Raw genomic sequence first — 23740 nt, 5'->3', positions numbered from 1 at the left:
TCAGCGGTTTTCTGACCAGGCGCATCAATTTGTTTTATGTTTTCAGCGATGTAACCATTGATTCTAAAGCCGATACTGTTTTATGCAGACTTTATGGTTAGGCCCACTAAACTTCCCCGTCAATTTGGTCGTTATTTACTCACTGAACTTGTGGCCAGTGGTGGTATGGCAGAAATTTACAAAGCATCTATTCAAGGGGCGGATGGTTTTGAAAAAGATTTAGTGATTAAATGCATTCTGCCCATGTGGTCAGGGCAACATGAATTTATTGAAATGTTCATTGATGAAGCAAAAATTGTTGCTCAGCTCAATCATCCTAATATTGTTCAGGTGTATGAACTCAATCAAGTAGAGGGTGTTTATTACATTGCCATGGAATATGTGGATGGCTTGGATCTTCGCAGCTTGCAAACTTTGTTGGTGAAGCAAGGCAGGAACATTCTCCCTGAGATTGCAACTTATATCATTAGTGAGGCCTTGCTGGGGCTGGGCCATGCTCACGAGAAAAAAAATAAATTAAACCAACCGCTCCATATTATTCATCGCGATATCAGCCCACAAAATATTTTGCTCTCTCATTTGGGTGAGGTGAAAGTAGGTGATTTTGGGATTGCCTTGGCCCTCGAGCGTGGCCATGAAACTCAAACCGGAGTGCTTAAAGGCAAATATGCTTACATGTCGCCTGAACAAGCCGAGGGGGCAAACCTTGATGCGCGGGCTGACCTTTTTTCGTTGGGGATTGTGTTTTATGAATTACTTTTTCAAGAAAAACCTTTTGGCTCGGGGAACGGGCTGGCGGTTTTAAATAGGGCCAAAAATGGAGTTATTCCTTGGCCCAAAAGCTTTTCGCGATTACCGATTTTACTTCAAAACACCCTCAAACGAGCTCTAGAGCCCAACCGCGATCAACGTTATCGTAGTACAGAAGAATTTCGCAAAGACTTGCAACGTATTTATCATGTGACGAGAGAAGACTGCCGATCGTTTTTAGAATCAATGCAACATTCCAAGGTGCCAATCCTATCAACACCCGATGCTGTCACCACAGCTCTCCCTGACCCACAAACCGAACTTCTGTCAGCGGCTACCCGAACCGTTTTTTTAGCCGAGACCGAACATATTTTCGTTGAAAAAAAGTCTCCTGAAATTTTTAACCAGCAAACACCCAAGGGTTTTAAAATAACTCCAAGAGGATGGATTGGCGCGCTGGTAGGTTTGGGAATATTAAGCTTAAGTGGTTTATCTTTTTTTTACTCCAACCACTCTACTTCTAATTCTACTTCTGTTCCGAGTGAGGTTGTAGTAGAAGAGGAAGAAGATTTAACCCAAAAGCAAAGGCTTGATTCGATGCAGCAACCTCTTATTGTAAGACCAACCTTGGTTTCCGAACCAGCAAAAGAAAAACCTAAGTTGGGTGGGATTAGTATTAATGCAGTGCCGTGGGGGATGGTGTCAATTTCAGGGGTGGCTAATCAAGTTGAAACGCCATTTCGCAAACAAGGTTTAAAACCAGGGCAGTATGTCATCCGTGTCATGCATGGCCCTACTCAGCAAAGCTCGAAAGGCACGGTTGTCGTGAGTGATGGTAGAACCTCAAAGTGTTATGTGAATTTTGAAAAATCTTCCCAATTAATATGTCAATAATCTTTAAGTTCCCCCAAAAGATAATTTTATTTTTGGCAGCCGCTTTGGTTTTTGGCTCAGCTTGTGTGCAACGTACGCCCGAGATGAGCTTGGATATTCCCGTGCATAAAGTCACTCTACCCAACGGGATGCGTTTTCTGATTGTGCATCGCGAAGGGGCGCCCATCTTTACAGGTTATATTCGAGTGGGAGTTGGGGGTTATGATGAACCTATGGGTAAAACGGGCATTGCACATTTGTTAGAGCACATGGCCTTTAAAGGAACTCCTGAAATTGGTACGACAGATTACCAGGCAGAGGCAAAATATTTAGCCGAGTTAGAAACCATTGCCCAAGCTCTTAAAACCGCCGACTCAAAACAAAAACCAAAGTTGCTCAAACAGTTTGAAGCAGTGCGAAGCAAGGCCAATGAATTTGTCATCAAAGAAGCCTTTTCTAAGATTTACAACCAGAATGGTGGCGATGATCTTAATGCGACCACTAGTCAAGATGTCACCAGCTATTTTGTGTCTTTACCCAATAGCAAATTAGAGCTGTGGGCCTATTTAGAATCGAGTCGCTTAAAAGATTCGGTGTTTCGAGAATTTTATGCAGAACGCGATGTGGTGTTAGAAGAACGTCGTATGCGAGTAGACGATAGCCCGTTTGGGGCCGCCTACGAAGCCTTTTTAGATTTGGCCTTTGATAAAAGCCCTTATCAATATCCCACCATTGGTTTTGCTAAAGATGTGGCAAATCTCACCGCCACCGATCTTTATCAATTTTACCATGAATATTATATTCCAAGTAACATCGTAGGGGCGGTGGTGGGTAATGTTGATGTGGGAGAAACAGAAAAGATTTTACAAAAATATTTTGGAGAAATTCCTTCTCCAAAATCAAAACCCGAAATAAAAGTAGAACCTGAAGAATTTCAGGCTCGATACAAAGTTTTATACCAAGATTCTAATCCCTTTATGATGATTGGGTTCCCCAAGCCCACCTTGCCGCATCCTGATGATTATGCCTTTGACCTCCTCGATCAAGTCATCTGTGGCGGCCTTACCTCCCATTTTTATCAACGTTTAGTGATTCAAGAAAAATTGGTGAATAGTTTGGAGTGCGACAGTTCAACCCCAGGGGTGAGGGCGCAAAATTTATATTTTATTTATGCCTCTTTATTGCCAGGCCATGAAGGCCAAGAAGTATTAAAGGCCTTATATGACGAGTTAAATAAGATCACTCATGAAGGGATTAACCCCCAAGCCATTGAGCGGGCTCGAAAAAATTTATTAGCAGGGATTTTTTATGGCTTAGAACAAAACAGCGAATTAGCCAGCATATTGAGTTTTTATGAGCTATTAGCGGGTGACTGGAAATATTTGATTGAACATCCGCAGAAGATTAAATCGTTACAGGCTAGCGATTTACAGAAAATCATTTCAACTTATCTAAAACCCGAACGAGCGATTGTGGTTGAGGTAAAGAAAAAATGAAATACGTGTTTAAAAATCTGGGGCGCAAGAGTTTTCATCGTCTGGTGCCTCTTGCGGCGACCTTCCTACCTGCTAATCATCATGGATCCCGGGTCAAGCCCGGGATGACGGCCCGCCGCGCAGCCTGCCCCGAGCTTGACTCGGGGGCAATGACGATGAAAACTCTTGCGCCCCAGATTTTTAAACGCGCAATTATTTGTCTAGCAGTAATTTTATTAGGTTCCTTTGTTGGGATGAATCGTTCCGCGCGGGCGGATATTGTTCAGACCTTATCGAGTAAGCAAGTTGAGAACTGGGCGCCGCCTAATGTCGAGGTGATTCCGCTTAAGAATGGGATCAAACTGTTTTTACTCGAAGATAAAGAATTGCCCATTGTGACGGGTAAATTATGGTTAAGGGCTGGGGATATTTATGACCCTGCAAATCTGTTAGGCACAGCGAGTTTAACGGCTAGCTTATTGCGCCTGGGTGGGGCAGGGGCCGATTCTCCCGATGTCTTTAATGCCAAATTAGAAGACCTGGCCGCTTCGATTGGAGTGGAAGTTTTTTCGGAATATAGCACAGTTAGTTTCAAAACTTTAAGCCAAGATTTAGCCCCCACCTTAGAGCTTTTCTTTACCATGTTGCAAAATCCAAAAATGGATGAAAGCAGGTTAGAAATTTTAAAAGCCAAGGCGATTGATCAAATCAAACGGCAGAATGATTTGCCTGGCCCCATTGCTAGCCGGGAATTTAAAAAAATGATTTATGGTCAAGATAATATTTGGGCAAGAACATCCACGCAAGAAATGATTAAAGCCATTAAGCGCGAAGACTTAATGGCCTTCTTTAAGAAATATTATGTGCCTAATCAAATCAATTTGGCCATTGCGGGTAATTTTAAAAAGAGCCAGGTGTTGGCCCTGATTCATAAACATACCAGCGCTTGGGCAAAGAGCGAAGCTCCATTGCCTGAGCTAGCCGGCGTGCAGCGTCATTATACTCCGGGCAAATTTTTTATTGATAAACAGGCCGATCAAGCCACCCTGGTGGTGGGGCATTTTGGCGACAAACGAGATAATCCAGATAAATTTGCCCTCATCCTTTTAAACTATATTTTAGGAGGCGAAACCTTGACCTCTCGTTTGGGGGTAGATATTCGTTCAACTCAAGGGCTGGCTTATGCCATTTATAGTAGCTTTGGGTTAGATCGTGATTATGGAATTTTTAGAGTGGTTGCTCAAACCAAGGTTGAAAGTGCTGGCCTGGTTATTCAATCGATTATGGATCATCTCCAGCATATTCGGGAGCCGGGCAATATTCAGGCCCCAGAATTAGCGGCGGCCAAGGCGGCCTTTCTTAATAGTCTTTTTTCGAGTTATGAACCCAAGTTTAATATTGTGGCCGAAGAAGCTCGCTTTGATTTTTTAGGGTACCCACCTCATTATTTGCAAATCTTTGCAGAAAAAATTAAGGCCGTCACTTTATCAGACTTACAAAGAGTGGCGAAAGACTACCTGCGCCCGGAAGGTTTAAAAATTTTGGTGGTAGGGGATGGGGCTAAACTCAATTCACTCATCCGTAAGCAAGAGTGGCAAATCATACCGCTTGATAAGGGTTCATGAAGTTATTCTTAAAAAAACTCATTTTAAAACATGGTGCAAGTTTAGGGTTAAATAGCCTTAATGATTTTGAAGTGGAAATTCCCAAAGTGCCAAGTCATGGCGATTATTCCACCAATGTAGCCATGCAAGTAGCCAGAGCCACGAAACAATCTCCTAGAATTTTGGCCCAAAGCTTAGTTGAAAGCCTCAAACAAGAATCTGATTATTTAAGCCGAGTTGAAATAGCTGGCCCTGGTTTTATTAATTTTTTTATTAACCCCACCGGTTATCACATTGCTCTCAAAGCATTAGAGAGCGCTAACGGAATTAACTTGCCTAACTTAGGGCAGGGGAAATCGGTATTGATTGAGTTTGTCAGTGCCAATCCCACCGGGCCTATGCATATTGGCCATGGTCGTAATGCGGTGGTGGGAGATGTGTTGGCCCGAGTATTTGCGGCGATGAGGTATCGCGTGCAACGGGAATTTTATATTAATGATCATGGGGCCCAGATTCAAACCCTAGGTAAATCAGGGGCTCATTATTTGGCACGTTTGCAAGGCAAAACCTTAGATAATAATTTACCCACTGATGTTTATCAGGGAGAATATTTAGAAACATTGGTGAAAAAATATCAGCTTGAGCTTGAAAAATTAAACGATGATCAAGCCATGGGGAAATTATTGAGTAAAGATTTGCTGGCGGCCATCCAACAAACCCTGGCAAAATTGCGGGTTCATTTCGACGATTACTTTTCAGAAAGTAAGCTTTATGAATCAAAGGCCATTGATCAAGTGTTAAAGCTGTTGAAGGAAAAGGGTTTTTTATATGAATCTGAAGGCGCCTTATGGTTTCGTTCAACCGATTTGGGTGATGATAAAGATAGGGTGCTCGTTAAAAAAGATGGAACTTATACTTATTTAACCCCCGACATTGCTTATCACAAAGATAAATTTGACCGGCATTATGACCTGTATATTAATGTGTTGGGGGCCGACCATGGTGGTTATTTAGAAAGAGTTAGGGCAAGCTTGCAGGCCTTGGGTTACGACCCTAATCAGTTAAAATTTTTGCTCATGCAATTGGTTAATTTAATGGAAGGGGATGTGCAAAAAAAGATGAGCAAACGCAAGGGAACGGTGGTCACCTTAGAGGAAGTTTTGACAGAAGTAGGGGTTGATGCCACGCGATTTTTTTTGGTGATGCGTTCTCATCATCAAACGCTGGATTTTGATTTGGAGCTGGCTAAACAGCAATCGAGCGAAAATCCGGTTTATTACGTGCAATATGCCTATGCTAGGCTTTTCTCTATTTTAAATAAGGCAAGCGAGTCAGGGCTATCTTTAAACCCTACCCCCCCACCTTTAGGTGCCTTAAACCTACCCGAAGAGATGGAACTTATCCAAAAAATGCTATCTTTAGAGGATATTTTGCAAGAAGTGGTGGCAAATCTTGAGCCCCACCGAGTTACATTCTATTTAATGGACCTTGCGAAATCTTTTCAGGCCTACTATACGAAGGGGAAAAGCGATGCTCGCTATCGAGTTTTAGGTCAAGCGAGTGAAGTGAGTTTAGCCAAACTTTATTTAGTCAAAGTGTTGCGAGACACCTTTAAGCAGGGCCTGGATTTGTTAGGGGTTTCGGCGCCTGAGAGGATGTAGTTTTTATGGAAGAAAAATATCCTATTCATTTTTCCTTTAGCCAATTCATTTTATTGATGAGTGTCGGCGTTGTGCTGCTCATTTTTGTTTTTTTGATGGGAGCCAAGTTTGGCGCAGGAATTTTTTCTAATTCTCAAGAGATGGTCGCTCATTCAGAATTAGAAGGTCTAAAACCCGATCAACCGGTTATTCCAAAAAATAAATTAAGCAGCAACGAAGGGAGCTCTGAGCTGGGGCAAAGTGCCGGGTTTGGGATGGAAGTTAATCCAGCAAATGAAGCCGTGACCGATAGTGCCAATATTGCCGTGGCCAAACAAGTGCAGTCGCCTTTGCAAAAAACAAACACCATGGTGAGAATTAAATCTTCCACCGATTCGATTTTTTCTTTAGAGATCGATTCGATTTCAAACGAAACCCAGGCTGCAGCAGAATTAGAACAATGGAAACGCAAAGGTTACCCAACCTATTTGGCGTTAGAACAAATCAGTGGGCAACAAATTTATAAAATTAGAGTGGGCAGTTTTGGTGATCGGCAAGATGCCGAAGGTTATGCCAATCGTTTGCGCGAAAAAGAGGGTGTTGAGGTAAAGATTGTTCAAGCCGAATAAGCCTTGTCCCCCGACTTGATCGGGGGATCCATGATGGTTTTATGAATAAAAAAATTTCGACGACCGTTTATATTACGGAAGAACAAAATCAAAAATTGAAAAAATTGAGTCAAAAAACCAAGGTGCCGGTGGCGGAATATATTCGGCAGGGGGTTGACATTGTTTTAGAGAATCATAAGGCAGATCTACCCGGTGAACAATTAGGCTTGTACGATAAAATTTTAAAGCAATAATGCTTATGTATCAAGATGAAGAATATAAGAAATTTTTCCATCATTGCGCATATCGATCACGGCAAGTCTACCTTGGCGGATCGTCTATTGGAATTTACCGGCGCTATTAGCGAGCGGGAAAAGCAAGATCAATTTTTAGATAAATTAGAATTAGAGCGGGAACGGGGCATTACCATTAAAGCCCAGTCGGTGCGGCTTTGCTATAAAGCTAAAGATGGCCAAGATTATATTTTGAATTTGATTGATACCCCAGGGCACGTGGATTTTCATTACGAAGTGTCTCGTTCGTTGGCAGCCTGTGAAGGTGCGATTTTAGTGGTGGATTCCTCGCAAGGGATTCAGGCCCAGACCTTGGCTAATGTTTATGTGGCGATCGAAAACAATTTAGAAATATTTCCGGTTTTAAATAAAATTGATTTACCTGCCGCAAATCCAGCTCGAGTTAAAAAAGAGATTGAAGAGGTGATTGGGCTCGATACCACCTATGCAGTGGAGGCCAGTGCCAAAACCGGTTTAGGCACAGAACAAATTTTAGAAAATATTATTAAAGTGTTTCCTCCTCCCCAAGGTAACCCGGATGGGCCTTTGCAAGCTTTGATTTTTGATTCTTGGTTTGATGCTTATCAAGGAGTTGTGGTGTTGGTGCGATTGATGCACGGTACCTTACGTAAGGGAGACACCGTTCTTTTCATGGCAACCGATAAGAAATATACCCTAGATAAGTTGGGAGTATTTTCTCCGTACCCGGTTGAGATTGCAAGCCTGGGGCCTGGCGAAGTTGGGTTTTTTACAGCGGCGATTAAAGATATTCACGATATTAAAATTGGCGATACCGTTACCTTGGCGAACAACACCTGCGGACATGCCTTGCCGGGTTTTAAAGAAGTAAAGCCCATGGTGTTTTGTGGGATTTATCCTACCGATTCAGCAGATTATGAAGACCTGCGCAGTTCGTTAGAAAAATTGCGTCTCAATGATTCGAGTTTTCAATATGAACCCGAAACTTCACTTGCCTTGGGTTTTGGCTTTCGCTGTGGTTTTTTGGGTCTCTTGCATATGGAGATCATTCAAGAAAGATTAGAGCGAGAATATAATCTTAGTTTAATTTCCACCGCGCCTACCGTCATTTATCAGGTGCATACCCTACAGGGCGAAGTGATCATGATTGATAACCCTGCTAAAATCCCTGGGGCCCAAGAAATTGCTAGCATTGAAGAGCCTTTTATTCGGGCCAAGATTCATATCCCCACCGAATATATTGGGGCTATTTTGCAATTATGTGAGTCGAGACGGGGTGTGCAAATTAAAATGGATTATCTTACCCCTGAGCATCTCATGATTGAATATGAATTGCCGCTTAGCGAAATCGTGTTTGATTTTTATGATAAGTTGAAAAGTCTTTCGAAGGGTTATGCCTCTTTTGATTATGAATTAACTGGTTTTAAATCGGGGGATTTGGTGAAACTCAATATTCTTATCAATGGGGACCCGGTCGATGCACTTTCGGTGGTGGTGCATCAAGAAAAGGCCTTTTATCGTGGGCGCGAATTGGTAGAAAAATTGCGTCAACTAATTCCGCGCCAACAGTTTGAAGTGGCTATTCAGGCGGCCATAGGGTCGCGCATTGTGGCCCGTGAAACGGTGAAGCCTTTGCGGAAAAATGTGTTAGCAAAATGTTATGGGGGTGATATAACCCGCAAACGCAAGTTACTTGAGAAACAGAAGGAAGGGAAGAAGCGGATGAAGCAAGTAGGGGCGGTGGAGATTCCGCAAGAAGCTTTTTTGGCAGCTTTGAAAATAGATTAAGTATTTGGTGCCCAGGGCTCTTCATTGGCTTGAGTCTTTCGCGGCGGCCTTCATGGGATCAGCCGGCATGGAAGCCTTCCGGTATAACCGGCTTTCCATGCCGGCTGACCCTCATGAAGGCACGCCGCTACAGACAAACGCCAATGAAGAGCCCTGGGCACCCAATACTTAATCCAAACATTATAGAGAGGCTTGTTTGAATCAAGAGAAGAAAAAAACCCATACGCGGGAATATGTTGAGTCGCTTTTAGTGGCTTTGGTGGTGGCCTTGTTGCTGCGTTCGTTTGTGGTGGAGGCTTTTAAGATCCCTTCGGATTCGATGGTGCCAACGCTGATGACCGGTGACCATATTTTTGTGAGCAAGATGAGTTATGGTGTTAGAGTTCCCTTAACCCGAAAGTGGTTAGTCAAATTTTCTCCGCCTAAGCGGGGTGATGTGATTGTGTTTCGCTATCCCAATTATGAACAGGATCCGAAGAAAAAAGGCGATGATTATATTAAACGTGTGGTGGGCTTACCGGGCGATCGTATTGTGTTTGAGAATGATCAAATTACCATTAATGGTGAAACGGTCATCCATTATCCATTAGAAGGGGTGATGCCCGATCCCCGTAATAAAAGAAAGTTGTTGGTTAAAGATGACCCGCAAGATCCTAAAGCCAAAGATTTTCCCTATCTGCCTTATTATCCCTCGTGGTCTTCCAATACTTATTTTGTAGAGAAAATGGGCGAACGCTATCATTTGATGCAGTGGAGTGCCACGCATCACCCGGTGACCGGTGAGGTCATCATTCCCGAAGGGCATTTGTTTGTGATGGGTGATAATAGGGATAATTCGAGTGATTCACGAGACTGGGGTTTTGTTCCCTTGGAAAATGTCAAAGGGAGGGCCTTAATCGTGTGGTTATCGTGGGATCATGATCAGGGTGGGGTGCGGGTGTTCCGGTTTGGGCATGTCATAAAATGAGTAAGCGGTATCTAAAACGCTCTGAACGTTGGTGGGTCTTTTTTGTTGTTCTAGTTGTGCTTTCCCCCCTATGGGTGCGGGGTTGCTTTTTGGAAAATTTCAAAATCCCTTCCGCTTCGATGGTGCCAACTCTTTTGATCGGGGATTATATTTTAGTGAACAAGGTGGCTTATGGGTTTCGTATGCCAACCACGAAAATTTGGTTAAAAAATTGGGGGCAGATTAAGCGGGGTGATGTGGTGGTTTTTATGTATCCGCCCGATGAAAAGGTTGCCTATGTGAAGCGGGTCGTGGGTCTGCCCGGTGATAAAGTTCAGGTGGTGGGGAGTGAGCTTTATTTAAATGGCAAAAAAGTTGAGGAATATTTTGCAACTATCCAAGGGGTCAGGTCTCATGCGAGTGATCTTTTAGATTATCAAAGGCCACTGGGTTTGGATCAAAAGCATTTTCTGCCATCGCTACCTTACTTTGAAAAATGGCAAGATATGCTCTTAAAAGAAGAAAAGTTAGATGCGGGGTTTCACCATACTTTATATTCCAAAGAAGCCTCATCTTACGATGCCGATGAATCGCGCCGAGAATTTGTGGTGCCAGAGGGGCAGTTGTTTGTTTTAGGGGATAATCGCGACAATTCTTCTGACTCACGTACCTGGGGCATGGTACCCAGGCAAAATCTGATTGGGCGGGCATGGGTAGTTTTATTTTCGCTTCAACATCAGGGCATTCCGTTTCGCCCGCATCGCTTTGGGCATGTGATTCATTAGACCTAACTTTTAGAGGAGGGCGTCTTAGCCCGATAGTCCTATTATTAGGGAGGGTTTTGCCATGATACGATTACGAAATTATTGTGGGTTAGTTTTGCTGGTGGGTGTTATTTCAGTGGGGCATCCGAAGGCCTATGCGAATTCGGTTCAAGAGGTGATGAAAAAGGCGAGTCGTTCTCATCTGGTTGCCTTTGAATCAGAAGCGGCTTTAGAAGAATTTTTGAAAGAACTTGCCAAGGCCAAGCAAACATCTTCGCGTTCTCATTATAAAATGGAGAGTGATGGAATACCGACTTCACCCTCCTCGGTGGTGGGGCAAGCCTCAGATTCAGATCAAATGTCTGAGGAATCAGTTACCAATACCCAACATGCAGGTGTGGATGAAGGTGGGATTGTTAAGGTTCATGGGAATCATTTGGTAATGTTACGTCGTGGGCGTTTGTTTACCGTATTGGTAGGGGGCAATGCCCTTCAACCCGTGAGCGCGGTCAATGCCTTTGGGCCTGGGATTAATCCTAGAGGTACTTGGTATGATGAATTATTGGTTTCGGGCGATACCGTGGTGGTGATTGGTTATAGTTATCAACGGGGTGGTACCGAGATTGGCCTCTTTGACATTAATGCCGCGGGGCAACTCAAGTACCGCGTGACATATCATTTACGTTCTAACGATTATTATTCTTCACGTAACTATGCCAGCCGACTCATTGGCAACAAGCTTATTTTTTATGCTCCACTTTATCTTCATGCCTATGAGCGAGATCCCTTTCATTCTTTTCCAGCACTGCGCAAGTGGCATGAGGGTGCTAGCGACCAAGAATTCAAACGCATTGTTAGTGCCACGCGTGTTTATAGGCCCTTAGTTGAGGGATATCCTTCGACACTCCACACCGTGACGAGTTGTGATTTGAATAGCCGTGAGCTTGAATGCAAGGCCACTGTGGTGATGGGCCCCCCGGGGCGGGTCTTTTACGTTTCGCCCTCTTCTGTGTATGTTTGGGTGACACCGTGGCGCCAGGCAAAGCAAGAGGCTTTGCCGCGCTCGGTACTCTATCGTTTACCCTTGAATGGTGACGAACCCACCATGTTGCGTGCCATGGGTAGCCCGGTAGATCAATTTTCGTTTTTGGAAGAGGGGACGGGATATCTGAATGTCTTGGTACGTGCCAATGCCACAGGGGATGGCATGTGGCGAGCCGAAGTAGCGGCGGGGGATGTGGCGCTCATGCGTGTTTCCCTGCTTAGTTTCACTCACCATGGCAATGAAGTCTTGCGTTCGCAATATACGCCTTTACCAAAACCCAATGGTTATACGTTTCAAAATCGCTTTGTGGGTGATTATTTAATTTATGGGAGTGGGACGGGTTGGGGTTATCCGGATAAGGCATTTAGTAACCCTCTCTATGTTTACCGCTATGCCGGTGGAAGGCCGGTGCTTACACTGCCCGTGGGGCATAACGTTGACCGTATCGAGGCCTTGGGGAGTGGTGCCATTGTGATTGGGCCGGATGATAAAGACCTTCACTTTACTTCTATTACCTTGGGGAATTATCCCTCCATTGCCTCTCGTTACAAAAGATCGAATGCCACCCAAGGAGAGCTGCGGAGTCACGGCTTTTTCTACAAGCCTCTGGACTCACACTCGGGTCTGTTGGGTTTGCCGATTCGTGGTTCTGGGAGTGCGGGTTATGAACACTTAATCGACAATTCGGCTCGCATTTTATTTTTAAAGAATGATGCCTTTCAATTGAAAGAGTTCGGTTCACTTAAAGCCAAGGCAGGCACCTCATCGGACTCAAATGATAAGTGTCAGGCCTCTTGTGTAGATTGGTATGGGAATGCCAGGCCCCTGTTTTTACAAGGGCGTATTTTTGCGCTGCTTGGTTATGAAATAGTAGAGGGCCGGCTTGTAGGAAATCGCATAGTGGAACAACGGCGCGTCAATTTTATGTAATTTCGTAATGCCTCAGTTTTAGGGGTTTAACTTTCCTCAACCCGTGCTCCGCTCCTCGTATTCGCACTTAAAAAACGTTGGTTTGTATGAAGTTAGTGTATTCCCTCTGGTCATACCCTAACTTCAACAAACCATACGTTTTTTAAGTGCTCATGACTCGTCGCTCTCGCACAAAGGGTTTCGGAAAGCTAAACCCCTAAAACTGAGACATTACGAAGTAATCTAAAAACACCTTGACTATCTTTGCCGGCTTAGGTTAAACCCGCCCCAGCTTTTTAGAATAAATGGTTTAATTATGCCGCTACTGAAGGTTTTGGAAAATAAAAAAGCCCCCCGAGTCTGGGGGGCTTTTTTTTTATGGGGCGTGCATGGAGTTTGCCATGAGTGAAATCAAGCTAGAATCATCCCTCAAATTGCGCATGCCTCATCTTTTGGGGATGGAAGATCTTTCTAAAGAAGAAATCGAAGGTATTTTAGATTTAAGCTTACAATTAGAAAAACGCCTCGAGTTGGGTGAGCAAAAATTTACTTCGCTACAGGGCAAAACAGTCATCAATTTATTTTTTGAAAACTCAACTCGTACCCGGGTTAGTTTTGAATTAGCCGCTAAGCGCTTGGGGGCTGACGTTATTAATATAAGTAAGGTGGGCTCTTCGGCGGCCAAGAGTGAAAGCCTTTACGATACGGCCAAAAATATTTCGGCTTTTAATCCTCACATCATTGTGGTGCGTCACGAATGTTCGGGTGCACCACTCACTTTGGCCAAGCTGGTTGGAGCCAAGGTGGTTAATGCGGGGGATGGCGCGCATGAGCATCCCACGCAAGCCTTGCTTGACATGCTCACCATTAAAAAACGTTTTGGTGGCTTTAAGGGCTTGAAGGTTGCCATTGTGGGCGACATTACCCATTCTCGAGTTGCTCGTTCGAATATCTTAGGGTTGAAAAAGATGGGGGCTACAGTGCGATTGGTGGGGCCCATGACCATGGTGCCACGGGTTATGGAAAGTTATGGCGTAGAGATCAGTCATCATTTGGTGGAGGGGATTCGTGATGTTGATGTGATCATGATGTTGCGGATCCAAAGCGAGCGCTTAGAAGATCTGCCTTTCCCTTCAGTTCGTGAATATTCTAAATATTTTGGGTTAACCACCGCGGTGTTAGAACAAGCAAAATCCGATGTCATCATCATGCACCCTGGGCCCGTGAATCGTGGGGTAGAAATTTCACCCGAGGTGGCCGATGGCCCTTACTCATTGATTCTGCACCAAGTCAAAAATGGCTTGTATGTGCGCATGGCGGTTTTGCATTTGTTGGGAGGCGTGAAGGCATGAAACTTTTAATTAAAGGAGCCACGGTGGTTAATCCTGTTCAACAAACCATGAAGGTGCAGGATGTATTAGTGGTGGATGGGAAAATTGCTCAAATAGGGGAACGCCTGGCGGTGCCTCAAGATGCCGAGGTGTATCCCGCAGATGGTTTAGTGTTGGCCCCGGGCCTGGTGGATTTGCATGCTCATCTTCGAGAACCTGGTTACGAATATAAAGAAACCATTGCCAGTGGTGCCAGGTCAGCAGCTGCGGGTGGGTTTACCACCGTGTGTTGCATGGCCAATACCCATCCGGTGAATGATATCGGTGCGATCACACAATTTATTTTAGAAAAGGCAAAAGAGGCGGATGTAAGGGTTTTACCCATTGGGGCGATTTCCAAAGGCCTTAAAGGGGAAGGGTTGGCCGAGATTGGTGAACTGAAAGAATCGGGTTGTATAGCAATTTCAGATGATGGCAAAACCATCATGGATAGTCAGCTCATGCGTTATGCCATGGAATATGCCAAAGACTTTGATTTGCCGGTGATTACTCATTGTATCGATGCTCATTTAGCAGCTCAAGGCTGTATGCATGAAGGGATCGTGAGTTGTAAGTTAGGGGTAAAGGGGATCTCGAGCGCTGCCGAAGATATTATTATTGCGCGTGATATTCAGTTGGCTAAGCTGACCGGGGCAAGATTACATGTTGCGCATGTGAGCACCCAAGGGGGTGTGGAATTGGTACGCCAGGCCAAGCAACAAGGGGTGGCGGTGACGGCAGAAGTAACCCCGCATCATCTTACTTTAACCGATGAAGCCTGTTCTCATTACGATACCCACACCAAAATGTGCCCCCCACTACGCACGCAAAGCGATATTGATGCCTTAATTGCTGGGTTAGCCGATGGCACGATCGACGCGATTGCTACCGATCATGCCCCCCACGCCATTGTCGATAAAGAAGTTGAATTTGAGCGCGCGGCGATGGGGGTTATTGGTTTTGAAACGGCCTTTAGTTTGGCAATGCGGTTGGTAGAAAGCAAAAAACTCACCTTCATCGAGCTTATACAGAAGTTGAGTTATCAACCGCATCGCTTGGTAATGCCCCAAGAGCTTTATTTTGAAACCGGGGCACGAGCTGACTTGATTTTGATCGATCTCCAAAAAATTTGGGAATACGATGTGACCAAATCTTATTCAAAATCTCGGAATAGTCCCTTTCATGGTTGGCAATTGAAGGGTAAAGTCATGGCCACGATGGTAGCAGGAAAGTGGGTTTATGGTTAACAGGTCCAGCACGCAAGCCTTGCTTGTTTTGCAAGACGGCACCGTTTTTAAAGCCAAGGCCTTTGGTTATTTGAATGGTTCCGAAGGCGAGGTGGTGTTTAATACCTCCATGACGGGTTATCAAGAAATCCTCACCGACCCTTCTTATGCAGGGCAAATTGTTACCATGACCTATCCCATGATAGGGAATTATGGGGTTAATGAAGAAGATGTTGAATCGTCACGGCCTCAGGTAGCGGGTTTAATCGTCAAAGATTATGTCGAAAAGCATAGCAATTTTAGGGCCACGCTTTCTTTGGGCGAATATTTGTTTCGCCATAAAATTGTTGGTCTTACGGATGTAGAAACTCGAGCCTTAGTTCGGCATTTGCGCGAACGCGGGGCCATGCCTGGCCTGATTTCGCTTGATGACTTTGATCTCAAACGACTCAAGAAAAAAGCCAAGCACCTGCCTTCAATGGAGGGGCAAGATTTGGTGCAGAAAGTGACCACTCGTGAATCTTACACTTGGAAAGAATTGCCTTGGCAATTGGGGCAAGGCCACACGCAAGTTCAAAACAAGGAAGCGAATAAGCATCACATTGTTGCCATGGATTTTGGCCTCAAGCGTAACATCCTGCGCAATTTGGCTGGCCAAAATATGGACGTGACGGTGGTTCCTGCCCAAACCGATTATTATAAAATTATGGATCTAGAACCCGATGGAGTTTTTCTTTCCAATGGCCCGGGGGATCCAGCAGTCGTGACTTATGCGATTGAAACCGTCAGTAAATTAGTGGGCAAGGTGCCTCTATTTGGAATTTGTTTAGGCCACCAAATTTTGGCGTTGGCTTTAGGGGCTAAAACTTACAAATTAAAATTTGGGCATCGCGGTGGCAATCATCCGGTCAAAGATTTGTCGACCGGTAAAGTGCACATCACCGCTCAGAATCACGGCTTTGCGGTGCATCATGAATCGTTACCGGCCGATTTAGAAGTTACCCATTTGAATTTAAATGATAAAACAGTCGAAGGTTTTCGTCATAAAAAATATCCGGCCTTTGCAGTGCAATATCACCCTGAAGCCTCCCCCGGGCCCCATGACAGTTTGTATTTATTTGAACGGTTTAAACAAATGATAAAGGAGCACAATTGTTGAGTAAGCGAGGCAGCTATGGGTTCATGAAACCCGTGCTCCGCTCCTCGTATTCGCACCAAAAAAATGTTGGTTTACGATGAAGTTGGAGTATTCCCTCTGGTCATCCTCCAACTTCAGTAAACCATACATTTTTTAGATGCTCATGACTCGTCGCTCTCGCACAAAGGGTTTCATGAACCCATAGCTGCCTCGCTCACTCAACGATTGTGATACATTATATTTTATGCCTAAACGCGAAGATTTAAAACGCATCATGATTATTGGTTCGGGCCCCATTGTGATTGGGCAAGCCTGTGAATTTGATTATTCGGGTAACCAAGGTATTAAGGCACTCAAAGAAGAGGGTTATGAAGTGGTGTTGCTCAATTCTAACCCCGCCACCATTATGACCGACCCTAATTTAGTCGAGGCCACCTACATTGAACCCATGACCGTTGAAGTCGTCGACAAAATTTTAGCCAAAGAAAAGGTAGATGCAATTTTGCCTACATTGGGTGGGCAAACCGCTTTAAATTTAGCCGTGCAACTTTTTGAAGAAGGCATTTTAGAAAAACATGGCGTAGAACTCATTGGGGCTAAAGTCGAAGCTATCCGCAAGGCAGAAGACCGGGCACTTTTCAAACAAGCCATGGCACGCATTGGGATTGCAGTGCCCCAGTCGGGCTTGGCTCATAACATGGAAGAAGCGGTGCGAGTGGCTGAGCAAATTGGGTTCCCGGTGATTTTAAGGCCCGCTTTTACCCTAGGCGGTAGTGGTGGTGGGGTGGCCTATAACATGGAAGATTTTTATCACCTCGTGCCTAAGGGTTTAGATGCTTCACCCGTGCGTCAATTGTTGCTTGAAGAGTCGGTCATTGGATGGAAAGAATTTGAATTAGAAGTCATGCGAGATAGCCACGATAATGTGGTGATTGTTTGTTCTATTGAAAATCTCGACCCCATGGGCGTTCACACCGGCGATAGCATCACGGTTGCTCCGGCCCAAACTCTCACCGATAAAGAATACCAAATCATGCGCGATGCCTCCTTGGCCATTATTCGCGAAATTGGCGTTGATACGGGCGGATCGAATGTGCAGTTTGCGGTTAATCCAGCCAACGGCAAACTTTATGCCATTGAGATGAACCCGCGGGTGTCGCGGAGTAGCGCACTAGCCAGCAAGGCGACCGGGTTTCCTATTGCCAAAATTGCTACGAAGCTAGCCGTGGGTTATCGTTTAGATGAAATTTTAAATGACATCACCCGTTACACCCCCGCTTCTTTTGAACCCACCCTCGATTATGTGGTAACCAAGATCCCTCGCTTTGCCTTTGAAAAATTTCCGCATGCCGATGCAACTCTTACCACGCAAATGAAATCGGTAGGTGAGGTGATGGCCATTGGGCGAACCTTTAAAGAAAGTTTGCAAAAGGCTTTACGTTCTTTAGAAAATGATCGTTTGGGTTTTACCCCGCTGTTGGGTAAAAAGAAGACCCCGGAGAGTAAAGAAAAACTGCAAAAGGCCTTGTTGGTTCCAGGGGCTGATCGCATTTGGTATTTAGCCGATGCCTTTCGCCATGGCATGAAATTAGAAGAGGTTCACCAACTCACCAAAATAGACCCTTGGTTTCTTCACGAAATCAAGCAAATCGTCGAAGCAGAAAATTTATTAGCCAAAACGCTTAAGCTAACTCCTGAAACCTTGCGAGATGCCAAGGCCATGGGTTTTAGCGATCAACGGTTAGGAGAAATTTGCAAACTTTCAGAAGAAAAAATTCGAGCCCAGCGTAAGAAGTGGGGGATTTCTGCGGTTTACAAACGAGTTGATACTTGCGCAGGCGAATTTGAGGCCTACACCCCCTATCTTTATTCCACCTATGAAGAAGAAGACGAGGCTAAAGTTACCAAAAATAAAAAGGTGGTTATTTTAGGCAGTGGCCCCAATCGTATTGGGCAAGGCATTGAGTTTGATTATTGTTGTGTGCATGCCGTGATGGCACTCAAAGAATTGGGTTATGAAACCATCATGGTCAACTGCAATCCCGAAACGGTCTCTACCGATTACGACACCAGTGATCGTTTGTATTTTGAACCTTTGACCGAAGAAGATGTTTTGAACATCCTCCATCATGAACGGCCCGATGGCGTCATTGTTCAATTTGGTGGGCAAACTCCGTTAAAATTAACCCGTTGCATTGAACAAGCAGGTTTTAAAATTTTGGGCACCAGCCCCGACAGCATTGATTTAGCCGAAGATCGCAAACGTTTCAAACAACTGTTGAATAAATTAAAATTAAAACAACCTGCGAATGGTACCGCTACGTCACTGGGGCAGGCCCTAAAAATTGCCAATCGCATTGGTTACCCCGTCATGATGCGGCCTTCTTATGTGCTAGGTGGTAGGGCTATGCAGATTGTTTATGATGACGGCATGCTGCGCCGTTACATGAAAGAGGCGGTTAAGGTTTCGTTTGATCACCCTGTCCTCATCGATAAATTTTTAGACAATGCGATTGAGATTGATGTTGATTGTGTTTGCGATGGCAAGATCGTGGTGGTGGGTGGAATAATGGAACACATCGAAGAGGCCGGGGTGCATTCAGGGGATAGCGCTTGTTGTTTACCGCCCCATTCTATTTCTTCAAAAGTGGTCGATGAAATCAAACAAATCTCAAAAACCTTGGCCGAAGCACTTAATGTGGTGGGCTTGATGAACGTTCAGTATGCCCTCAAGGGTGGGGACATCTACGTTTTAGAAGTGAACCCTCGGGCCAGCCGCACGATTCCCTTTGTGTCGAAGGCGACGGGTGTACCCTTAGCCAAAATTGCAGCTAAAACGATGGCAGGGATTAGTTTGAAAAAACAAAATTTTACCCAAGAGGTGTTGCCACCTTATCTTTCGGTTAAAGAAGTGGCTTTGCCTTTCCTCAAATTCCCCGGCGTTGATACCTTGTTAGGCCCTGAAATGAAGAGTACGGGCGAGGTGATGGGTATCGACACTGATTTTGGGATGGCCTTTGCCAAGGCTGAGATTTCGGTGGGGACCTTATTGCCGTTGCGGGGCAAGATTTTTATCAGCGTGAAAGACGAAGACAAACTTGCCATTTTAACCGCGGCCAAAAAACTGCAAGAAATGAATTTTGAATTGATCGCCACCCAAGGTACGGCGCAATTCTTAAATGCCCATGATGTAGCCTGTGAGCGTGTCAATAAAGTCTTAGAAGGTTCGCCCCATATCGTTGATAAATTAAAAAGCCACGAGATTGCCATGGTGATTAATACCCCCTTGGGTAAAACCAGTGCCCAAGATAGCTTCTCGATACGCCGCACCGCGTTAGACTATGGGGTGCCTTATTTTACGACGATTGCGGCGGCCAATGCGGCGGTGAGTGGGATTATGTCGTTATTGCGCAAAGGGTTGCAGGTCAATTCGTTACAAGTCTATCATGATCGTATGCAAGCGCCGGGGACCCTCTGTCATTGCGAACCCAGCAGGGTGAAGCAATCTCTTCTGTCTAACCGGTGAGATTGCCACGCCCGTTGGGCTCGCAATGACAGAAAGCCCATATCGGCTAGCCCGCATTGGGGGCCCCGGCGCTTCCGCGATGGCTCTCACAGGGAAGAGCCTCCTTTACAACCGACTAACTACTTGAAATCTTTGTGTTGATTGAAATGCCAAAATAGCTTACGCTAATCGAAACCTTTATTTGTAAGAAAGCCGTTCTTCTATTTAAGTATGGGATTGCTCTTAAAAAAATATCTTTGGGTGGTTTATTTTCTGTTGATAGCCTTTTGTTCTTATTTTCTAGCCAAAATCACCAGCACTTTTATTCGCCCTTTTTTGAGTGTCGACCGTTCGATTAGCCTCCGTTTAGATACGCCAACCCATAAGTCGGGCCTAGATTCTCGCAAGGTCGCTACCCTCGATAACTACAAGGTCATCACCGACCGGAATATTTTTGACTCGCGCGAAATCAAGAGTGATGCGCTTCCGCAGGCAACCGGTGCGCCCATGACCTTTAACCCGAATTCTCCAGCGGTATTAACCACTCTCCCTATTAAACTCATTTCAACCTTTTCCATGGGTGATGGCACCGACCCACGTTCAACGGCCACCATTCTCAACACTCAAGGCGGTTCAGGGAAGGCGGAGGTTTATAAGCTAGATGACCAAAATTCTTTTGCGCCAGGGGTCAAAATTACCAAGGTATTACCTTCGCGCATTGAATTTATTAACAGTAATCGTTTGGAATATGTGGAATTAGAGGGCATGCAATCCACAACCCCTTCGACTCCAGCCGGGGGTGCTCTTAGCACCCAGCCCTTTGGGATGGATAAGGTTGGGAAAGGCCCCTTGGGTTCTAGCCCCAGTGGGGGGATCAAGGCTGCTGGTGGCAATAAGTTTTTAGTGGATCAGGCTGAGCTCGACAATGCCTTCTCAAAGCTTGACGTATTGTTCACCCAAATTAACGTGGGCCCTAATTTAGAAAATGGAAAACCCAGCGGAGTGAGGATTAATCGGCTTTCGGGCCAGAGTATCTTTGCTAAATTGGGGCTAAAAGCCGGCGATATATTGAAAAAAATTAATGGTGAAGACTTTGACATGACCAAGGGCATGATGCTTTTTGGCCAGTTGAAGGAACAAAAGCAGTTTACCATCGATGTAGAGCGCCGTGGGCAAAAAATGTCTTTTGAGTACGAAGTGCGATAGAAAAATCGAAGTTCCAAAGCGGGAAGTCTTGGCGAATCCGGCAGAGGCTCTCTCAACCCCCTGATTTGTGGAAAACAAGGTCCAGTGGACCTTGGCAAACACTAATCAGTACAAGCTAGTAACCGAGCTTGCTAAAGGGGTTTCGAGAAGCCTCTTCCCGCTTCGCCAAGACTTCCCGCTTTGGAACTTCGATTTTTCAAAGTTCCTGAAATGATTGCTTGATCTGTACTTTCTCTTTTGTTAGTTTCAATCAATTAATTTGATGGCCTCATTTTTTTAAGGAGAGAGCATGAGAAAACCGCGGCTCGGGTTGGGGGTTGTTGTAACAACAATCTCTCTATCCTGTTTAGTAACAAATTTCGTCCAAGCCCAAATCCCAACTTCCAAACCTGCTACTCCTGGTCCCAGTATTTACGAAGAATTGCTTCCTAAAAAAACGCCTCCGCCGCAAAAGACTCCTGGGCCCACGGTCACAGGTCAACCCACGATTAGCCAAGAGGGTATTTACCTCAACGCGGTCGATACCGACATTAAAGATCTCATCAAACAAATGAGTAAGGCCACGGGGAAAAATTTTCTCATTGGTGAACAAGTGCGTGGTAAAGTCACTATTATTTCAGAGCGCAAAATGTCGGTTGAAGAGGCCTATCAGGCCTTTTTGTCAGCCTTAGAAGTCAACGGCTTTACGGTCGTTGATGGGCCTGGGGGTTTGATTAAAATTATTGCTATTAAAGATATCTCCAATAATGCCTTACCTATTTTTAAAGACGAAAGCCCCATTACCGATGCGTTTATCACTCGCATTGTACAGCTTAAAAATATCAGTGCCCTCGACATGTCTAATGCCATTAAAAATTTGGTGAGCAAGCGCGGTAATCTTTTTGCTTACCCTGCCACCAACACCTTGATTGTAACCGATACGGGCACCAACATCGATCGCTTGTTAAAAATTATGCAAGAGCTCGACCAAGAAGGGCCTCATGAAGGGTTAGAATTTATCCATATTCGTTATGCTAATGCCAAAGATATAGCGGCCAGAATTACCGAGCTTTATGCACAAGATCAACCCAAGCGGGCCCCCGTTCGTCGTGGTCAAGAATTTGAAGAAACGCCTTATATTTCTAAAGTCATTGCCGATGATCGCACCAATTCGGTGATTGTATTGGCCTCGGGTCGAGCCATGGAAAAAGTGCGGGCATTGATCTCTCAGTTAGATCGGCCATTGCCCGATGGGGTAGAAGGCAAGATCCACGTTCATTATTTAAAACATGCCAGTGCCAAAGACTTAGCCTCGGTTTTGAACAGCCTTACCGCAGGGTCAGGGCAGCCGGGTCCGCAGACTAAAACTACACCTGGCAGCACAGCTCAGCAAAAAGCTCAGAGTACAGCTCCGGTGGTGGCTTCTTTTGAAGGTGGGGTGAAGGTAGCGGCCGATGAAAACACCAACGCCTTGATTATTACCTCCACCGCCAAAGATTACGAAACCTTGCGCAAAGAAGTGTTGGATCGGCTCGATATCCCTCGCCGCCAAGTTTATGTTGAAGCCGTGGTGATGGAGCTTTCGATTAATAAGAATCGCAACGTGGGTGTTTCGGGTCAAGGGGGCGGTTTCTTTTCAGTGAATGGCGACCGAATGTTAGGTTTTGCTTCAACGCTCGGTGGTACCACGCAGGGGCTTTCGGCTGCGGCTTTGAGTGGTTTAGCGGCGGGTGCCATTAGTGATACACGAGTAAACATTCCCATCACGCAAAGCGATGGGACTTCTTCTAATATTAGTGTGCCAGCCTTGGGCGTAGTGTTGAACGCCTTGCAAACCGATAGCGATGTGAATGTTTTATCAACGCCTAACCTTTTGACACTCGATAATGAAGAGGCTGAAATCCACGTGGGTTCTGAGGTTCCGGTTCCCGGTCAGCAAACCATTACGTCGGGTGGCAATGTTACCTCTTCCCCTGAGCGCAAACCGGTGGGTATTACCCTAAAAATTAAACCCCAAATCAATGAAGGCGACCGAGTTAAATTAACCATTAGCCAAGAGGTCACCGATGTTATTGCAGGGGCCTCCGAGACGGTTTTAACCCAATTAGGTGCTTCTTTTAGCAAACGTTCGGTAAAAACTGTGGTGGTGGCAAAAGATCAGCAAACCATCGTGATTGGCGGGCTGATTGACGATAAAACTCAGATCTCTCGCAGTAAAATTCCTTTCTTAGGCGATATTCCTTTATTGGGTCATTTGTTTTCTAGGCGCAGTAAAGTCAAGACCAAGACCAACCTGCTGGTTTTTCTGCGGCCCTACATCATTCGCGATACCAATGACTTTCTGAAAATTCTCCAACGTAAAGTAGAAGAACGTAACATGTTTATTGAACAAAATTATGGTGTGTCGCACCAAAAAGTGATTCGCAATTCTATTCGTAGCCATGCGGCAGAATTGTTAGATTATAAAAAAGATATTCAAGCTCAAAGTTGGGAAGTCGTGCCTCGTTATCAAAAAAGTAGCGATGGGGGCGGTGGGGAAGATTTGAGCTACGTTGAGCCCACACCCAAACAAAAACAAAAACGCTACAATCGCAAAAAATATAGTTCTTCGGATAGCACATCAGATTTGCAGTAGTTCAAGA

16 protein-coding genes are annotated in these 23740 nt (G+C 45.0%); all 16 read left to right on the top strand.

All coding sequences use genetic code 11. The features are described 5' to 3' along the window. The first annotated feature begins 93 nt into the window (after positions 1-93). The 16 genes from HYU97_09015 to gspD all read left to right on the top strand — a co-directional run bounded on the left by HYU97_09015 (position 94) and on the right by gspD (position 23733). Positions 94-1644 (top strand): serine/threonine protein kinase, encoded by a 1551-nt coding sequence (locus HYU97_09015; protein MBI2336883.1) that lies wholly within the window; start codon positions 94-96, stop codon positions 1642-1644. Continuing rightward, positions 1635-3119 carry an insulinase family protein gene (locus tag HYU97_09010; protein ID MBI2336882.1) on the top strand — a complete coding sequence of 495 codons (1485 nt, stop codon included), beginning with the start codon at positions 1635-1637 and terminating at the stop codon, positions 3117-3119. Before HYU97_09015 ends, HYU97_09010 begins: the two co-directional genes overlap by 10 nt. Positions 3120-3352: 233 nt before the next feature. Next, positions 3353-4723, top strand: coding sequence for an insulinase family protein (locus tag HYU97_09005; GenBank protein ID MBI2336881.1), 1371 nt, complete (start codon positions 3353-3355; stop codon positions 4721-4723). Continuing rightward, complete coding sequence (locus HYU97_09000; GenBank protein MBI2336880.1) at positions 4720-6363, top strand: arginine--tRNA ligase; 1644 nt, start codon at positions 4720-4722, stop codon at positions 6361-6363. The genes HYU97_09005 and HYU97_09000 overlap by 4 nt, the downstream gene beginning before the upstream one ends. A 5-nt stretch (positions 6364-6368) precedes the next feature. Further along, on the top strand, positions 6369-6971 hold the full coding sequence (locus HYU97_08995; protein MBI2336879.1) for an SPOR domain-containing protein: 603 nt from the start codon (positions 6369-6371) through the stop codon (positions 6969-6971). A 41-nt stretch (positions 6972-7012) separates the two neighbouring features. Further along, positions 7013-7204 carry a ribbon-helix-helix domain-containing protein gene (locus HYU97_08990; protein ID MBI2336878.1) on the top strand — a complete coding sequence of 64 codons (192 nt, stop codon included), beginning with the start codon at positions 7013-7015 and terminating at the stop codon, positions 7202-7204. 9 nt (positions 7205-7213) lie between these two features. Beyond that, on the top strand, positions 7214-9010 hold the full coding sequence (gene lepA / locus HYU97_08985; GenBank protein MBI2336877.1) for an elongation factor 4: 1797 nt from the start codon (positions 7214-7216) through the stop codon (positions 9008-9010). A gap of 250 nt (positions 9011-9260) precedes the next feature. Continuing rightward, on the top strand, positions 9261-9977 hold the full coding sequence (gene lepB / locus HYU97_08980) for a signal peptidase I (protein ID MBI2336876.1): 717 nt from the start codon (positions 9261-9263) through the stop codon (positions 9975-9977). Then, complete coding sequence (gene lepB / locus HYU97_08975; GenBank protein ID MBI2336875.1) at positions 9974-10741, top strand: signal peptidase I; 768 nt, start codon at positions 9974-9976, stop codon at positions 10739-10741. Before lepB (HYU97_08980) ends, lepB (HYU97_08975) begins: the two co-directional genes overlap by 4 nt. Before the next feature lie 61 nt (positions 10742-10802). Next, positions 10803-12695, top strand: a complete 1893-nt coding sequence (locus HYU97_08970) for a beta-propeller domain-containing protein (protein MBI2336874.1) — start codon at positions 10803-10805, stop codon at positions 12693-12695. A gap of 419 nt (positions 12696-13114) precedes the next feature. Continuing rightward, positions 13115-14026, top strand: a complete 912-nt coding sequence (locus HYU97_08965) for an aspartate carbamoyltransferase catalytic subunit (GenBank protein ID MBI2336873.1) — start codon at positions 13115-13117, stop codon at positions 14024-14026. Then, a complete protein-coding gene (locus HYU97_08960) occupies positions 14023-15291 on the top strand; it encodes a dihydroorotase (GenBank protein MBI2336872.1) in 1269 nt (422 codons plus the stop codon). Before HYU97_08965 ends, HYU97_08960 begins: the two co-directional genes overlap by 4 nt. Continuing rightward, positions 15284-16429, top strand: a complete 1146-nt coding sequence (gene carA, locus HYU97_08955; protein MBI2336871.1) for a glutamine-hydrolyzing carbamoyl-phosphate synthase small subunit — start codon at positions 15284-15286, stop codon at positions 16427-16429. Before HYU97_08960 ends, carA begins: the two co-directional genes overlap by 8 nt. A gap of 223 nt (positions 16430-16652) precedes the next feature. Then, positions 16653-19934, top strand: coding sequence for a carbamoyl-phosphate synthase large subunit (carB, locus tag HYU97_08950; GenBank protein MBI2336870.1), 3282 nt, complete (start codon positions 16653-16655; stop codon positions 19932-19934). Positions 19935-20144: 210 nt separating this feature from the next. Then, positions 20145-21119 carry a hypothetical protein gene (locus tag HYU97_08945; protein ID MBI2336869.1) on the top strand — a complete coding sequence of 325 codons (975 nt, stop codon included), beginning with the start codon at positions 20145-20147 and terminating at the stop codon, positions 21117-21119. 289 nt (positions 21120-21408) lie between these two features. Continuing rightward, positions 21409-23733: a type II secretion system secretin GspD gene (gene gspD / locus HYU97_08940; protein MBI2336868.1), complete on the top strand. Its 2325-nt coding sequence runs from the start codon at positions 21409-21411 to the stop codon at positions 23731-23733. Positions 23734-23740 lie beyond the last annotated feature (7 nt).

The organism is Deltaproteobacteria bacterium (genome assembly GCA_016183235.1).
Classification (GTDB): Bacteria; UBA10199; UBA10199; order DSSB01; family JACPFA01; genus JACPFA01.
The sequence above is the reverse complement of the archived record's forward strand: the minus strand, read 5'-3'. Positions and strand labels throughout refer to the sequence as shown.

Bases quoted from the DNA above. Each gene is read 5' to 3' on its own strand.
- HYU97_09015 (MBI2336883.1), top strand. From the start codon at position 94: ATGGTTAGGCCCACTAAACTTCCCCGTCAATTTGGTCGTTATTTACTC.
- HYU97_09010 (MBI2336882.1), top strand. From the start codon at position 1,635: ATGTCAATAATCTTTAAGTTCCCCCAAAAGATAATTTTATTTTTGGCA.
- HYU97_09005 (MBI2336881.1), top strand. From the start codon at position 3,353: ATGAATCGTTCCGCGCGGGCGGATATTGTTCAGACCTTATCGAGTAAG.
- HYU97_09000 (MBI2336880.1), top strand. From the start codon at position 4,720: ATGAAGTTATTCTTAAAAAAACTCATTTTAAAACATGGTGCAAGTTTA.
- HYU97_08995 (MBI2336879.1), top strand. From the start codon at position 6,369: ATGGAAGAAAAATATCCTATTCATTTTTCCTTTAGCCAATTCATTTTA.
- HYU97_08990 (MBI2336878.1), top strand. From the start codon at position 7,013: ATGAATAAAAAAATTTCGACGACCGTTTATATTACGGAAGAACAAAAT.
- lepB (MBI2336875.1), top strand. From the start codon at position 9,974: ATGAGTAAGCGGTATCTAAAACGCTCTGAACGTTGGTGGGTCTTTTTT.
- HYU97_08970 (MBI2336874.1), top strand. From the start codon at position 10,803: ATGATACGATTACGAAATTATTGTGGGTTAGTTTTGCTGGTGGGTGTT.
- HYU97_08965 (MBI2336873.1), top strand. From the start codon at position 13,115: ATGCCTCATCTTTTGGGGATGGAAGATCTTTCTAAAGAAGAAATCGAA.
- HYU97_08960 (MBI2336872.1), top strand. From the start codon at position 14,023: ATGAAACTTTTAATTAAAGGAGCCACGGTGGTTAATCCTGTTCAACAA.
- carA (MBI2336871.1), top strand. From the start codon at position 15,284: ATGGTTAACAGGTCCAGCACGCAAGCCTTGCTTGTTTTGCAAGACGGC.
- carB (MBI2336870.1), top strand. From the start codon at position 16,653: ATGCCTAAACGCGAAGATTTAAAACGCATCATGATTATTGGTTCGGGC.
- HYU97_08945 (MBI2336869.1), top strand. From the start codon at position 20,145: ATGGGATTGCTCTTAAAAAAATATCTTTGGGTGGTTTATTTTCTGTTG.
- gspD (MBI2336868.1), top strand. From the start codon at position 21,409: ATGAGAAAACCGCGGCTCGGGTTGGGGGTTGTTGTAACAACAATCTCT.